The organism is Cellulomonas sp. SG140 (assembly GCF_025770785.1).
Taxonomy (GTDB): Bacteria; Actinomycetota; Actinomycetes; order Actinomycetales; family Cellulomonadaceae; genus Cellulomonas.
In genome coordinates this window covers 262,196-275,495 of the sequence record NZ_JANZLA010000004.1, presented here as the reverse complement: position 1 = coordinate 275,495, position 13,300 = coordinate 262,196, and the positions used below count along the sequence as shown (strand labels likewise).

Annotated in this window: 12 protein-coding genes and 1 tRNA gene; 4 read left to right on the top strand and 9 right to left on the bottom strand. The window is 71.8% G+C overall.

Annotated features, from left to right (window positions below; translation table 11 throughout):
* Nucleotides 1-23 precede the first annotated feature (23 nt).
* The gene (gene trmB, locus N0B34_RS10005) at nt 24-764 is read left to right on the top strand and encodes a tRNA (guanosine(46)-N7)-methyltransferase TrmB (RefSeq protein ID WP_263731222.1); all 741 of its coding nucleotides are present in this window, start codon (nt 24-26) and stop codon (nt 762-764) included.
* 16 nt (nt 765-780) lie between these two features.
* On the opposite strand, the gene N0B34_RS10000 is transcribed toward trmB, so the two are convergent.
* The 3 genes from N0B34_RS10000 to N0B34_RS09990 form a co-directional block, all read right to left on the bottom strand.
* Nucleotides 781-3,264 (bottom strand): glycogen/starch/alpha-glucan phosphorylase, encoded by a 2,484-nt coding sequence (locus N0B34_RS10000; protein WP_263731221.1) that lies wholly within the window; start codon nt 3,262-3,264, stop codon nt 781-783.
* A 64-nt stretch (nt 3,265-3,328) separates the two neighbouring features.
* Nucleotides 3,329-4,213, bottom strand: coding sequence for a carbohydrate kinase family protein (locus tag N0B34_RS09995; protein WP_263731220.1), 885 nt, complete (start codon nt 4,211-4,213; stop codon nt 3,329-3,331).
* 59 nt (nt 4,214-4,272) lie between these two features.
* Nucleotides 4,273-5,196 carry a pseudouridine-5'-phosphate glycosidase gene (locus N0B34_RS09990; protein ID WP_263731219.1) on the bottom strand — a complete coding sequence of 308 codons (924 nt, stop codon included), beginning with the start codon at nt 5,194-5,196 and terminating at the stop codon, nt 4,273-4,275.
* A gap of 279 nt (nt 5,197-5,475) precedes the next feature.
* Between N0B34_RS09990 and N0B34_RS09985 the strand changes: the two genes are divergently transcribed.
* Nucleotides 5,476-6,018 carry a class I SAM-dependent methyltransferase gene (locus tag N0B34_RS09985; RefSeq protein ID WP_263731218.1) on the top strand — a complete coding sequence of 181 codons (543 nt, stop codon included), beginning with the start codon at nt 5,476-5,478 and terminating at the stop codon, nt 6,016-6,018.
* 73 nt (nt 6,019-6,091) lie between these two features.
* Here N0B34_RS09985 and N0B34_RS09980 read toward each other — a convergent pair whose 3' ends face one another.
* The 3 genes from N0B34_RS09980 to N0B34_RS09970 form a co-directional block, all read right to left on the bottom strand.
* Complete coding sequence (locus N0B34_RS09980; RefSeq protein WP_263731217.1) at nt 6,092-6,928, bottom strand: ABC transporter permease; 837 nt, start codon at nt 6,926-6,928, stop codon at nt 6,092-6,094.
* Nucleotides 6,925-7,932: an ATP-binding cassette domain-containing protein gene (locus N0B34_RS09975; protein WP_263731216.1), complete on the bottom strand. Its 1,008-nt coding sequence runs from the start codon at nt 7,930-7,932 to the stop codon at nt 6,925-6,927. Before N0B34_RS09975 ends, N0B34_RS09980 begins: the two co-directional genes overlap by 4 nt.
* A 229-nt stretch (nt 7,933-8,161) precedes the next feature.
* Nucleotides 8,162-8,875, bottom strand: a complete 714-nt coding sequence (locus tag N0B34_RS09970) for a PadR family transcriptional regulator (protein ID WP_263731215.1) — start codon at nt 8,873-8,875, stop codon at nt 8,162-8,164.
* A 157-nt stretch (nt 8,876-9,032) separates the two neighbouring features.
* Here N0B34_RS09970 and N0B34_RS09965 point away from each other — a divergent pair, with 157 nt between their 5' ends.
* Entirely contained in the window at nt 9,033-10,583 is a 1,551-nt protein-coding gene (locus N0B34_RS09965; RefSeq protein ID WP_263731214.1) for a methyl-accepting chemotaxis protein, read from the top strand.
* Nucleotides 10,584-10,640: 57 nt separating this feature from the next.
* Nucleotides 10,641-11,078 carry a DUF1801 domain-containing protein gene (locus N0B34_RS09960; RefSeq protein WP_263731213.1) on the top strand — a complete coding sequence of 146 codons (438 nt, stop codon included), beginning with the start codon at nt 10,641-10,643 and terminating at the stop codon, nt 11,076-11,078.
* 64 nt (nt 11,079-11,142) lie between these two features.
* On the opposite strand, the gene N0B34_RS09955 is transcribed toward N0B34_RS09960, so the two are convergent.
* The 3 genes from N0B34_RS09955 to N0B34_RS09945 all read right to left on the bottom strand — a co-directional run bounded on the left by N0B34_RS09955 (nt 11,143) and on the right by N0B34_RS09945 (nt 13,296).
* Nucleotides 11,143-11,215: transfer RNA gene (locus N0B34_RS09955), tRNA-Arg, on the bottom strand.
* Between the two features lie 115 nt (nt 11,216-11,330).
* Nucleotides 11,331-12,218, bottom strand: coding sequence for a carbohydrate ABC transporter permease (locus N0B34_RS09950; RefSeq protein WP_412175723.1), 888 nt, complete (start codon nt 12,216-12,218; stop codon nt 11,331-11,333).
* Entirely contained in the window at nt 12,211-13,296 is a 1,086-nt protein-coding gene (locus N0B34_RS09945; RefSeq protein WP_263731212.1) for a carbohydrate ABC transporter permease, read from the bottom strand. Before N0B34_RS09945 ends, N0B34_RS09950 begins: the two co-directional genes overlap by 8 nt.
* Nucleotides 13,297-13,300: the final 4 nt, after the last annotated feature.

The following is a 13,300-nucleotide window of genomic DNA, read 5'->3' as shown; positions in this document are numbered from 1 at the left end:
GGCGGCCGGGTAGCCTGCGGCGCGTGACCGGCGCCTCCCCCGACGACTTCCGCCACGTCGCGGCGGCCCCGCACGAGCCGCTGCGGACCTTCCACCCGCGGCGGGCGGCGCTCGGCCGCGACCGGGCCGACGCCCTGAACCGGCTGTGGTCGCGCTACGGCTTCTCGGTGCACGACGAGGCGCTCGGCCGCGGCCCCCGCACGCCGGACGGCCTGCTCGACACCGACGCCCTGTTCGGCCGGCACGCCCCGCTGGTGCTGGAGATCGGCCCCGGCATGGGCGAGGCCACCGTCGAGACCGCGGCCGACGACGCGGCCCGCGACTACCTCGCGGTGGAGGCGCACCTGCCCGGCGTCGCCAACCTGCTGTCCCTGGTCGAGCGTGCCGGGCTGACCAACGTCCGGGTGGGCCACGGCGACGCCCTGCAGCTGGTGCGCGAGTCGATCGCCCCGGGCAGCCTCGCGGCGGTGCACGCCTTCTTCCCCGACCCGTGGCCCAAGGCCCGTCACCACAAGCGCCGCCTGATCCAGCCGGACCACGTGCGGCTGCTGCGCGAGCACCTGGTGATCGGCGGCCTGCTCCACACCGCCACCGACTGGCCGGACTACGCCGAGCAGATGCGCGAGGTGCTCACCGCCGACCCGTGCCTGGCGGACGCCTCCGCCGACCCGCAGGCAGCACAGCGCCGCACGACGAAGTTCGAGCGGCTGGCCCTGGCCCAGGGCCGGACCGCCGTCGACCTCGTCGTGCGGCGCGTCTGCTGACGTCCCCCTCGAGGGCCTAGAACGAGTGCACCGGCTGCGTGTGCCAGATGCGGTCGATGTAGTCCTGCATCGACCGGTCGGACGAGAAGAAGCCGCTGCGCGCCACGTTGAGGATCGCCGACCGCGTCCACGCCTCGGTGTCGGCGTAGTGCTCGTCGACCCGGCTCTGCGCCTCGAGGTAGCTGTCGAAGTCCGCGAGCGCCATGAACGGGTCCTGGTGCATCAGGTTGTCCACCACCGCGGCGAACATCCCCGGGTTGCCGTTGCCGAACGCACCGGACGCGATCAGGTCGATCGCCGCCTTCAGCCGAGGGCTCGACTCGTAGAACGACATCGGGTCGTAGCCCTGCGCCACCAGCTTCTCCACCTCGGGCTCGAGCATCCCGAACAGGAAGAAGTTGTCGTCGCCCACCAGCCGGCGGATCTCGACGTTGGCGCCGTCGTCGGTGCCGATGGTCAGCGCGCCGTTGAGCGCGAACTTCATGTTGCCGGTGCCGGACGCCTCCTTGCCGGCGAGCGAGATCTGCTCCGAGAGGTCGGCGGCGGGGATCAGCGTCTCCGCGAGCGTCACGTTGTAGTTCGCGGGGAACGCCACGGTCAGCGCGCCCTTCACGCGGGGGTCCGCGTTGATCGTCGAGCCCACGTGGTTGATCAGGCCGATGATCTTCTTCGCCATCTTGTAGCCCGGCGCCGCCTTGGCGCCGAACGCGAACACCCGCGGGGTGATCGACGTGGGGTCGAGCTCACCGGACAGGATCCGCTCGTACAGCGACACGATGTGCAGCACCTTGAGCGTCTGCCGCTTGTACTCGTGCAGCCGCTTGACCATCACGTCGAGCATCGCGCCCTCCGGCAGCACGACGCCGTCGCGCTCCGCCAGGACGGCCGACAGCCGGGCCTTGTTCTCGGCCTTGACCGCGCGGAACCGCTCGCGGAACTCGGGGTCGTCGGCCAGCGGCTCGAGGCCGGACAGCATCTCCAGGTCGGTCACCCAGCCCGGGCCGATCGCCTCGGTGATCAGCTGGGACAGGCCGGGGTTGGCCAGCCGGACGAAGCGGCGCGGGGTGACGCCGTTGGTCACGTTGGTGAACTTGTCCGGCCAGTACTCCGAGAAGTCGGGGAGCACCTTGTCCCGCAGCAGCTGGCTGTGCAGCTCGGCGACGCCGTTCACCTTGCAGCCGGCGACGGTGGCCAGGTACGCCATCCGGACGGCCCGGACCGGCTCCTCCTGGATGATCGACATGCGGCGGACGTGCTCCTCGTCGTCCGGGTACGTCGCACGCACCTCGGCGAGGAACTCGTCGTTGATGCGGTAGATGATCTCGAGGTGCCGGGGCAGCAGCCGGCCGAGCAGCTCGGTGGGCCACACCTCGAGGGCCTCGGGCAGCAGCGTGTGACAGGTGTAGGCGAAGCACTTCTGGGTGAGCGCCCAGGCCTCGTCCCACTCCCAGCCCTTCTCGTCGACCAGGATCCGCATCAGCTCGGGCACCGCGATCACCGGGTGCGTGTCGTTGAGCTGGAAGATGATCCGCTCGTCGAGGTGGTGCAGGTCGAAGTCCTCCGGCAGCACCTCGTCGATGAAGTCGCGCAGCGAGCACGCGACGAAGAAGTACTGCTGCTGCAGCCGCAGCTCCTTGCCCTGCGGCGTGGAGTCCTCCGGGTACAGCACCTTGGAGATGTTCTCGGCGAAGGTCTGGCTGCGCACCGCCTCCGGGTACCGGCCGGCGTTGAACAGCTCGAGGTCGAAGGCGTTGCTGGCGGTGGCGCTCCACAGGCGCAGCGTGTTGACGCGGCCGTTGTGGTAGCCGGGGACCATGTAGTTGAACGGCACGCCCTCGACGCCCCACGCCGGCACCCACCGGGTCCGCGGCCGGCCGGCCTCGTCGACGTACTGCTCGGTGTGGCCACCGAACTGCACCTGCACCGAGTGCTCCGGGTGCGGGAACTCCCACGGCGAGCCGAGGGACAGCCAGCTGTCCGGCTGCTCCACCTGCCAGCCCTCGACGAACGTCTGCTTGAAGATGCCGTACTCGTACCGGATGCCGTAGCCGATGCACGGCACGCTCATGGTGGCCAGGGAGTCGACGAAGCAGGCGGCGAGCCGGCCGAGGCCGCCGTTGCCGAGCCCGGGCTCCACCTCCTGCTCGGCGATCACGTCGAGGTCGAGGCCCAGGTTGGCCATCGACTCGCGCGCGATGTCCTCCAGGTCGGTCGCCAGGAGCGCGTTCTCCAGCTGCCGGCCCAGCAGGTACTCGGCGGACAGGTAGGCCACCGACTTCGCCTGCGCGCGGCGCTGGCGCGTCAGGGTGTCGAGCCACCGGGCCATCAGGTAGTGCCGGACCGCTCGCGCCAGCGCGAGGTACTGGTCGTTGACGGAGGCCCGCGACAGGGTCACGCCCTGCCCGAAGTTGAGCTCGCGGAGGAACTCACGCGTGAACTTCTCGACGGTGTGCTCGGGGAGGATCACCGCGGTCGAGGAGAGAGACTGGTTCTCGGTCACCGGCACACGCTAGCGGGTGCAAGGACTTGCAGGGAATTTCGCAAGGCTGAACCTGGACGGATGTTCAGACGACCGTGGCGAGCGGGCCGCCGCCGAGCCTCAGGACGCACTCCCGGGCGATCGCCATGCCGGCCGCGGCGGCCCCGACCGGGTCGTCCGCGCGCAACCAGGTGGTGAGGAAGCCGGCGCAGAACGCGTCGCCGGCACCGGTCGTGTCGACGGCGTGCACCCGCTGCGCGGGCAGCGCGACGGGCTCCTCGCCGCGGCGTGCGACGACCGCCCCGTCGGCGTCGAGCGTCACCACGACCGTGCTGTAGTGCGCGCACAGCCGGCGCGCCGCCTCCACCGGGTCGGCCGTGCCGGCCAGCAGCGCGGCCTCGTCGCGGTTGGGGAAGACGAGCGACGCCCCGGCCGTCCAGTCGAGGAACTGCTCCGGGCCCACGTCCTGCAGGAACGCCACCGAGCTCGGGTCGACGGACACCGGTACGCCGGCGGCCCGGGCTGCTGCCATGAGGCCGAGCGCCGTGCCGCGCGCCGGCTCCTCGAACAGCGTGTAGCCGGACAGGTGCAGCAGCGCGGCGCCGTCCAGCACGCCCGGCGGGACGTCGTCGGGCGTCAGCGCGACGTTGGCGCCGCGGTCGGTCAGCATCGTCCGGCCGCCGTCCGCATCGACGATCACCACGATCGTGCCGGTCTCCCGGTCGGGGTCCGCGGCCAGGTGCGGGTCGATGCCCAGGCTCGCCAGCCGGGCCGCGTGCAGGTCGTGGTCCAGCGCGCCGACGCGGCTGACGAACGTGACGGCGTCGCCGAGGCTGGCGAGCCAGCTGGCCAGGTTGGCCGCGCTGCCGCCCGGGCGGCGGACGATCTGCGCGCGGGTGTCGGTGTCCGGGGCCACCGGGCCGAGCGGGCGCACCAGCACGTCGTTGATGACGTCGCCGACGACCACCACACGGGGACGGTGTGCCGCGTGCTCGTCGTCCGTCGTCGTGCGCCCAACGGCCACGGCGCTCAGCCCTGCCGACGCGCGGCCCAGGCCGTCGCGATCTGCCCGCCGAGCCGGATGTTGTTCACCACGATGTCGAGGTTCACCTCGAGGCTCGCGCCGTGCGTGTGCGCCTGGAAGTAGTCGAGCAGGAACGGCGTCACCGCCTTGCCGGTGATGCCGCGGCTGTCCACCAGCGCGAGCGCCTCCTCGAGCACCGAGTCGTGCACGGCGGGGTCCAGCTGCTGCTCGGCGGGGATCGGGTTGGCCACCAGCACCGCCTGGCTCTGGCCCAGGGCGTCGCGCGCGGCCATCACCCCGGCGATCTCGTCCGCCGAGTCGACCTTCCAGTCGATCTCGAAGCCGGAGTCCGACAGGTAGAAGCCGGGGTACCGGGTGGTGCGGTAGCCGAGCAGCGTCACGCCGAGGCTGTCCAGCCGCTCGAGGGTCGCGTGGATGTCGAGGATCGACTTGGCGCCGGCCGAGACGACCGTGATCGGCACGCGGGACAGCATCGTCAGATCGGCCGACTCGTCGAACGACTGCGCGGCACCCCGGTGCACGCCGCCCAGCCCGCCGGTGGAGAACACCCGGATGCCGGCCAGGTTGGCCAGCACGGCGGTCGCCGCAACCGTCGTCCCGCCGGTCACGCCCTTGACCATCGCCACCGACAGGTCCCGGCTGGACACCTTCTCCACCGTCTCGTCCTCGGCGATGCGGTGCAGCGCGGCGTCGTCCAGCCCGACGTGCGGCACGCCGTCGACCAGGGCGATCGTCGCCGGCGTCACGCCCGCGTCCGTCAGCGTCGCCTCGAACGAGCGCGCCGCCTCGAAGTTGCGGGGACGCGGCAGGCCGTGGGAGATGATCGTCGACTCGAGCGCGACGACGGGACGTCCGTCGGCGAGCGCCGCGGCGACGGCGTCGGACAGGACCACAGGGCTGGTTGTCACTGCACTGCTCCTCGGTGGGGACGGTGGCCGGCGCGGCTGGTGGTGCGCGCGGATCCGGCCCCAAGGATGCCCCCGTCTGCCCTACCGGCGTGCCACCCGCGGCTCTAGCGTTGATCTCAGCGGACGCCTCGCCACGGTGCGTCGGGGCCGCGCGGGGCCGGAGCGGGATGGACCGCGATCCCGGGCTGGAGGTCGACGATGACACGGCGGGCGAACTTCTACTGGAGGTTCTTCGGAAGACCGGTCGGCCGCCTGGGGAGAGTCGGTACGCGCCTGATGGTGCGGATCAACCGAAACAACTACGCCCGCATGGCCGCGGCGCTGGACCTGCGGCCCGACGACGACCTGCTGGACGTCGGCTGCGGCTCGGCCGTGCTGCTCGCGGAGCACGCGACCCGGGCCCGGCACGTCGCCGGCCTGGACGCCTCCGACCTGCAGCTGGACGTCGCGCGGCGGCGGCTGGCCGACCGCCTCGCGGCGGGCACCGCCGAGCTGGTCAAGGGCGATGTGGCGGCGCTGCCGTGGGCGGACGGCCGGTTCAGCGTGGTGACGTCCATGTTCTGCCTGAAGTTCGTGCCGGACCCGCTGAAAGCGCTCGAGGAGATGTACCGCGTGCTGCGGCCGCACGGTCGCGCCGTGGTGGCGCTGTGCGACCAGCTGCGGGACGAGAAGGCGTCGGGCACCCGCGACGCCTGGGGGCAGTGGGGGTGGAACGCGTCGGACGCGCGCCTGCTGATGGAGAAGGCCGGGTTCGCCGACGTGACGTCGTCGGTGATCGGTAGCCCCGCGTCGCAGCTGGTGCAGGGCGTGCGGGCGGCGTAGCCGCTGGGGTGCAGCCGAGCAGAGGGGGCCTGGCCGTGCGTGCGGCCAGGCCCCCTCTGGTGTCCCCCAGGGCTCAGGTGGTGCGCTGGTAGGTGCGGAACGCGCGCGTCGCCACGCCCGTCAGCACCACGGCCAGCCCGGCGAGCAGGCCGAGGTGGACCAGCACCGTCCCGGCATCGGGGTGCCGGCTCAGGGCCTCGCGGCCCACGACGACCGCCCACTCGAACGGGTTGAACCGGGCCACCGTCGCCACCCAGCCGGCCGACAGTCGCGTGTCCATCAGCGCGGAGCTGAGGAACATCAGCGGGATGGTCAGCAGCTGCGAGAGGCCGATCAGCACCGTCTGGTCCCGGGCCAGCAGGGCAGCCGCGTTCGACAGCGCCGAGAACGCCGCCGTCAGCAGCGCCGCGCCCAGCAGCAGCATCAGGATGCCTCCGGCGCCCCCGCCGAACCTCGCACCACCCAGCCAGGCCACGCCGAGCACCACGACCGTCTGCAGCACGGTGAGCACCGACTGGTAGACCAGCGTGGACACCATCAGCGCCCCGCGGCTGGTGGGCGACGTGAGCAGCCGGTCCATCACGCCGCGGTCCATGTCCTGGATGTAGGCCGTGCCGGCCCAGGCGCTGCCGGACAGCGCCATCATCATCACGATCCCCGGCGTGAGGAACTCCAGGTAGGAGCCCCCGCCGGTGAAGCCGGGGATCTTCACGACGGACCGGAACAGCTGACCGAACAGCAGCAGCCAGATCATCGGCTGGAGCAGGTTCATCAGCACGAACATCGGCACGCGCCGAGCGGCGCGCAGGTGCCGGGCGGTCAGCAGCAGGGTGTGGCGCAGGCCGGTGAACGGCGCACGTCCGGCCCCGACCGGGACTGCCGGCGACCGGGTGGTGGTCACGGCGCTCATGCCGCCACCTCCACGTCAGCGCCGGCGGCGGCGTCGAAGCCGTGCCCGGTGTGCGACCGGTACACGTCGTCCAGGCTCGGGCGGGCGACCGTCGCCGAGGCGACCAGCACCCCCGCCGACTCCAGCGCCGCGAGCGCCGACGGCAGCACCGCGGCCCCGTCGCTCGTCCGGACCCGTACCTGCCGGCCCTCGACGGCCACGTCCGCGGTGCCGGCCACCCGCCGCATCACCTCGGAAGCCCGCACGACGTCGGCGGCCTCCCGCAGCTCCACCGCGACGGCGTCCCCGTGCAGCCCCGCCTTCAGCTCGTCCGGCGTGCCGGACGCCACCACGCGGCCCCGGTCGACGATCGTCAGCCGCCCGGCGAGGTGGTCGGCCTCGTCGAGGTAGTGGGTGGTCAGCAGCACCGTCATCCCCTCCGCGCCGGCCATCCGCTCGATCTCCGCCCACAGCTCGCTGCGCGCCTCTGGGTCGAGGCCTGTGGTCGGCTCGTCGAGGAACAGCACGCGCGGCCGGTGCATCAGGCCGATGGCGACGTCGAGCTTGCGGGCCATGCCGCCCGAGTAGGTCTTCACCTGACGGTCGGCGCTCGCCTCGAGAGAGAAGCGACCGAGCAGCTCGGTCGCCCGGGCGCGCGCCGCCGAGCCGGTGAGACCGTGCAGCCGGCCCGCCAGCTCGAGGTTCTCCCGGCCGGTGTCCATCGGGTCCGCCACCTGCTTCTGCGCGACGAACCCGATCAGCCGACGCACCTGGTCCGGGTGCCGGGCGACGTCCGCACCGGCCACCAGCGCGGTGCCGGAGTCGGGACGCGAGAGGCTCGCCAGGATCTTGACGAGCGTGGACTTGCCGGCCCCGTTGGGTCCGAGCAGACCGAACACGCTCCCCGGCTCGACGCCGAAGCTGACGCCATCCAGCGCGGTGACGCGCGGCTTGCCGCGTCCGCCGGGATAGGTCTTGACCAGCGATCGCGCCTCCAGCGCGAGCGCCGCTCGTGGTGCAGCCATGGTGCTCCTCCTTGCGGTCGGAGCCGTCCCGTCGTGGCCGTGCGGCGATACCATCGCGGCACGGCTCTGAGCAGACTGTTCGCACAGGTTTCAGTTCACGCTGGGACGACTCGGTGCCAGGTGGCTCGGATGTTGGCGCATCCGGGCCACCGCTGTTCTGCGGGCCTCCGGCCGGTCGGTCGGAGGGTGGTGCACCCGGCGGTCGCGTCGACCGTCGGGAGATCGGTGGTCACGGGGCGGGGCGACGGCCCTCCCGTGGTGCGGCGCCCTCGGGAGTGGGCGCGGCGTCGCCGGCGGTGAAGACCGGTGCCAGCTCCGCCGCCAGCTCCTGGTGCGACCGGCCCTGCGCGAGCTGCTCGTGCAGCTGGGCCCACAGCCCGAAGCCGCCCAGCTCGCGGCGCTCGATGCGACCGGCCAGCTGGGCGACGTAGTCGCGCTCGGCCTTGAGCATCGCGATCCGGTAGGTCAGCTCCACGACGAACAGCTCCGGCAGCTGCCGGACGACGTCACCGGCCGCGAGTGCCTCCCGCTCGGCGACGTCCTGCTCCAGCCGGGCGAGCCGCTCGCGCAGCAGCCGGGCGGCCTCCGCCGGCGGCAGCATGGCCAGCAGGGACAGACCGGTCTCGAAGGCCGGGTACTCCTTGACCGGCTGCGCGATCAGCTCGCGCAACCAGGCGTCCGTCTCCTGGCGGCCGGCCGGCGTGATCGCGTAGACGATCCGCTCCGGCCGGTTGCCCTCACGCTCGGTGCGCTCGACCTCGATCAGGTCCTTCTTCACCAGCTGCTGGATGACGGAGTACAGCGACCCGAAGTTGAGCCGGATGCTGTCCTCCTTGCCGCGCTCGCGCAGCGTGGTGGTGATCTCGTACGGGTACATCGGGCGCTCCCAGAGGCAGGCGAGCACCGCCAGCGCCAACGGGTTCGACACGGGCCTGGTGGCCATCACTCACCTCCGGATACTCGCGCCAGAGTATTCGTGCCCGGGTCGTGACGCAAGACGCCCCACCGGATTCCGCACGGACGGCTCGGCGGAGCCGATGGGAAGGGCGAGTCACCCGTCACCGACGGTGAACGACGGCCCGTACCGCCCAGGAGTCCCGATGACCGCGTCCGCCCTTCCCGTGCCCCCCTCGTTGCCCGGCTCGGCACCCAGCACGGCCCCCGCCGCACGCAGCGGCTCCGGCTCGGCGATGGGGCTGTGGGCGGCGCCCGTCATCGCGGTCGCGGGTGGCGTCGCGGCGGTGCTCGTCGGGTCGGCACCGGCGTCCTGGATCGCCGTAGCGGTCGGCGCGGTCCTCGCGCTGGCGTTGGCCGCACGGTCGGTCTCGGGGCTGCGCCGGTCGGTTGCCGACCTGGAGGAGCTGGGGCGGGCGGGACGGTCGGGCGACTTCACCCGCGTCGCCGAGGCGGCGGCCGGTGACGGCACCGGAGTGACGGCGCTGGTGCGCGACGCGTTCAGGCGGCTGACCGGTCCGATGAGCGCCATCACGCCGGAGATTTCGCTGCTGACGATCGCCGGCGAGGAGCTCGGCATCATCGGTCAGACCATCACCGAGGGCGCCCGCGGCACCAGCGAGCAGGCGAGCCGCATCGAGCGGTCGGCCCGCGAGGTGTCCACCAACGTCTCCACCGTCGCGGCCGCGACCGAGGAGCTGCGGACGTCGATCAGCGAGATCGCCAAGACCACGTCCAACGCGTCGCACGTCGCCCGGGAGGCCGTCGGCTCCGTCGCCGCCGCGTCGCAGACCATCACCGTGCTCGGCGAGTCCACCGCCCGCATCGGGGAGATCATCAAGGCGATCACCTCGATCGCCGGCCAGACGAACCTGCTGGCGCTGAACGCCACCATCGAGGCAGCCCGTGCCGGGGAGGCCGGCAAGGGGTTCTCCGTCGTCGCCGCCGAGGTGAAGAGCCTGGCCCAGGAGACGTCGAAGGCGACCGAGACGATCACCGACATGCTGAGCCGTATCCAGGCGGACTCCCACGAGGCCGTCACGGCGATGGCGGACGTCAGCCGGGTCATCGACGAGATCTGCGAGTCGCAGCTGACGATCTCCTCCGCCGTCGAGCAGCAGACCACCGTCACGCACGAGCTGAGCCAGACGGCGCAGGGCGTGTCCGACGAGGCCGAGGCGATCGCCGGCGCGATCGCCACCGTCGTCGACCTCGCCACGGTGAACGCGGACGCCGCGGCACGCAGCGCCGTCGCCGTCGGCGAGCTGACCCGGATGGGCACCGCGATGTCCCGGGAGACCAGCGGCCTGACGCTGACGACCGTCGAGGAGACCGGGTACTTCGACATCAGCTGGGACCGCGCGCAGAACCGCCTGTCCGACGTCTGCGTCGGCATGTGGAGCAAGGCCACCTGCGACGACTACGTGCGGGTGCTGTCCGCGGCCTACCGGGAGAACCGGCCCGGCTGGACGTTCCTGGTCGACTTCAGCGCCCACCCGGCGCAGGCCGAGCAGGTGCAGCGCACCCACGAGGCGATGATGGCCGAGGCCGTGAAGAACGGGCTGACGTGGTGCGCGTTCATCGCCTCGAACCCGCTGGTCGCCATCCAGATGCAGCGGCTGTCGGCCAAGACCGGTTTCCCGGTGACCTACGTCGCCACGCGTGAGGAGGCGCTGGCGGTCCTGGCCCAGCACTAGGAGATCGAGCAGGTCTGGAGAAGCCGCGGGCCACCCTGCTTCCCTACGTTTGGCCACATGACCGACACGAAGAAGACGACCGGGTTCACCGCCGAGGAGCGCGCCGCCATGCGCCAGCGCGCCAAGGAGCTCAAGGCCCAGCAGTCCGCCGCCGAGTCGCTGCAGGCGGTGGTGGACCGGATCGCGGCCCTGGAGGAGCCGGACCGGACCAACGCCGAGCGCATCCACGCGATCGCGCTGGAAGTCGCTCCGTGGCTGCAGCCCCGGCTGTTCTACGGCAGCCCCGCGTACGCGAACGCGGAGGGCAAGGTGCTGTTCTTCTACCAGGAGCGCGCCAAGTTCAAGGTCCGCTACGGCAACCTGGGCTTCTTCGACGGCGCCCAGCTGGACGACGGCTCCCTGTGGCCGACCGCGTTCGCGATCACGGAGCTGTCCCCCGCCGACGAGCAGCGGGTCGCGGAGCTGGTGCGGAGGGCGACGGGCCAGTCGGCCTGACGCGGCACCCGGGCCGGGACACAGGAGAGGCGCAGCACCACGGGGGTGCTGCGCCTCTCGTCTGTGCGCCCGAAGGGACTCGAACCCCCAACCTTCTGATCCGTAGTCAGATGCTCTATCCGTTGAGCTACGGGCGCCCGGCCCGCGAACGGGCCACAGGAGAGGTTACAGGCAGAACCGCGATGCGCCCAAACCGCGGCGAGGCCGTCGTCGACCGCCAGCGAGCCCCGTCCCGGACGCCACGGCGGCGCCCTACTCCTTCGTCGCGCCGCCCGTCGTGTTCATCATCCGACGCTGGAACACGAAGAACAGCACGGCCACCGGGATGGTCATCAGGGTCGCAGCGGCCAGCTTGATCGGGAACTGGGAGCCGGCGCTCAGCGCCCCGGACGCCAGCTGCGCGGTGCCCTTGGTCAGCGTGAACAGCCGCGGGCTCTGGGTGGAGACGATCATCTGCGGCAGCTCGTTCCAGGAGGCCTGGAACGAGAGGATGAACAGGGTGATCAGCGCCGAGCGGGACATCGGCAGCACCACCGACCAGAACCGGCGGAACACCCCCGCGCCGTCGATCCGCGCCGCCTCCTCCACCGACGGGGAGACCGACTCGAAGAAGTTGCGCATGATGAACACCCCGGCGGCGTCCGCCAGCATCGGCAGGATCATCCCCGGGTAGGTGTCGTAGATCCCCAGCTGCTTGATCACCAGGAACTTCGGGATCAGCAGCACCACGCCCGGCACGGCCATCACGGCCACCAGCCCGGCGAACACGGCGTTGCGCCCCCGGAACGGCAGCCGGGACAGCGCGTACCCGGCCATCGAGTCGAACAGCACCCGCCCGGCGGTGACCAGCACGGTGACGATCACGGTGTTGGTCAGCCACAGCGGCAGGTCGGACTGGAACAGCCGCTGGTAGGCCGCCGTCGTGAACGTCTTCGGGATCAGCGAGACGGGGTTGTTGGCCGCGTCCTCGTCCGTCTTGAAGGAGTTGGCCAGGGAGACGACGAACGGGAAGACGTAGACCAGCGCGATCCCGACGAGCAGCCCGTACCGGCCGACGACGCCGAGTGGCGACCGGCGGCGCCGCATCCGCGAGCGCACCGGGGTCCCCGCCGGACGCGCGCGCACGGACACCTCAGCCATGGGACCGCCTCCGCCGCGGCGTCCGCTCCCGCAGCGCGAGGCGCTGCAGCACGGTGAACAGCACGATGATCGCGAACAGGATGAACGCGATCGCCGCGCCCCGGCCCCACGCGTTGTTGATGAACGACTGGCTGTAGGACAGGTAGGCCGGGGTCAGCGTCGTGTTGGCCGGCCCGCCCTTGGAGCCGACGTAGATCTGGTCGAACAGCTGCCAGGTGCCGATCAGCCCCAGCGTCACCACGGTGAACGTGGTGGGTCGCAGCATCGGCAGCGTGACGTACCAGAACCGCTTCCACGGCCCGGCGCCGTCCATCACGGCCGCCTCGTCGATCTCCTCGGCGATCTGCTGCAGCGCCGCGAGGTAGATCAGCATGAACGTGCCGGACGTGGTGAAGATCGCCATCACGATGAAGACGAGCATCGCGGGGCTCGGGCCGGCCACCCAGTCGAACCAGGTCAGGCCCAGGAACCCGTTCCCGGCGGGCGCGTGCACGCCGACCGCCTGCAGCAGCAGCTGCACCACGCCCCGCGTCTCGGTGAACCACCCCGGTCCCGTGCCGCCCAGCCAGCTGATCACCGCGTTGACGGTCCCGGAGGCGGAGAACAGGAACAGGAAGATCACCGTGATCGCCACGGACGAGGTGACGGACGGGAAGTAGTACGCGGTACGGAACACCCCCCGCCCGGCGATCCGGCGGTTCACCAGCACGGCCAGCAGCAGCGACACCGCCGTCTGGACCGGGACCACCAGCAGCACGTACCAGGCGTTGTTCCGCAGCGACGTGCCGAAGTCCGACTGCGCCAGCCCGGGCTTGGCCAGCAGCGCCGCGTAGTTGGCGCCGCCGACGAACTTCACGGTGGACGAGAAGGGGCTGCCCAGCCCGCTCCAGCTCGAGACCGACACCCACGCGGCCATCGCGATCGGCAGCACCAGGAACAGTCCCAGGATCACCAGCACCGGGGCGGTGAACAGCCAGCCGGCTACCCCGTCGCGGCCCCGGATGCCGGGACCGCGACGGGTGGCCGACCTGGCCGGCGCGGACGTCGTGCCCGCCGCGCGCGCCATGGCGGTCTGCATGCCG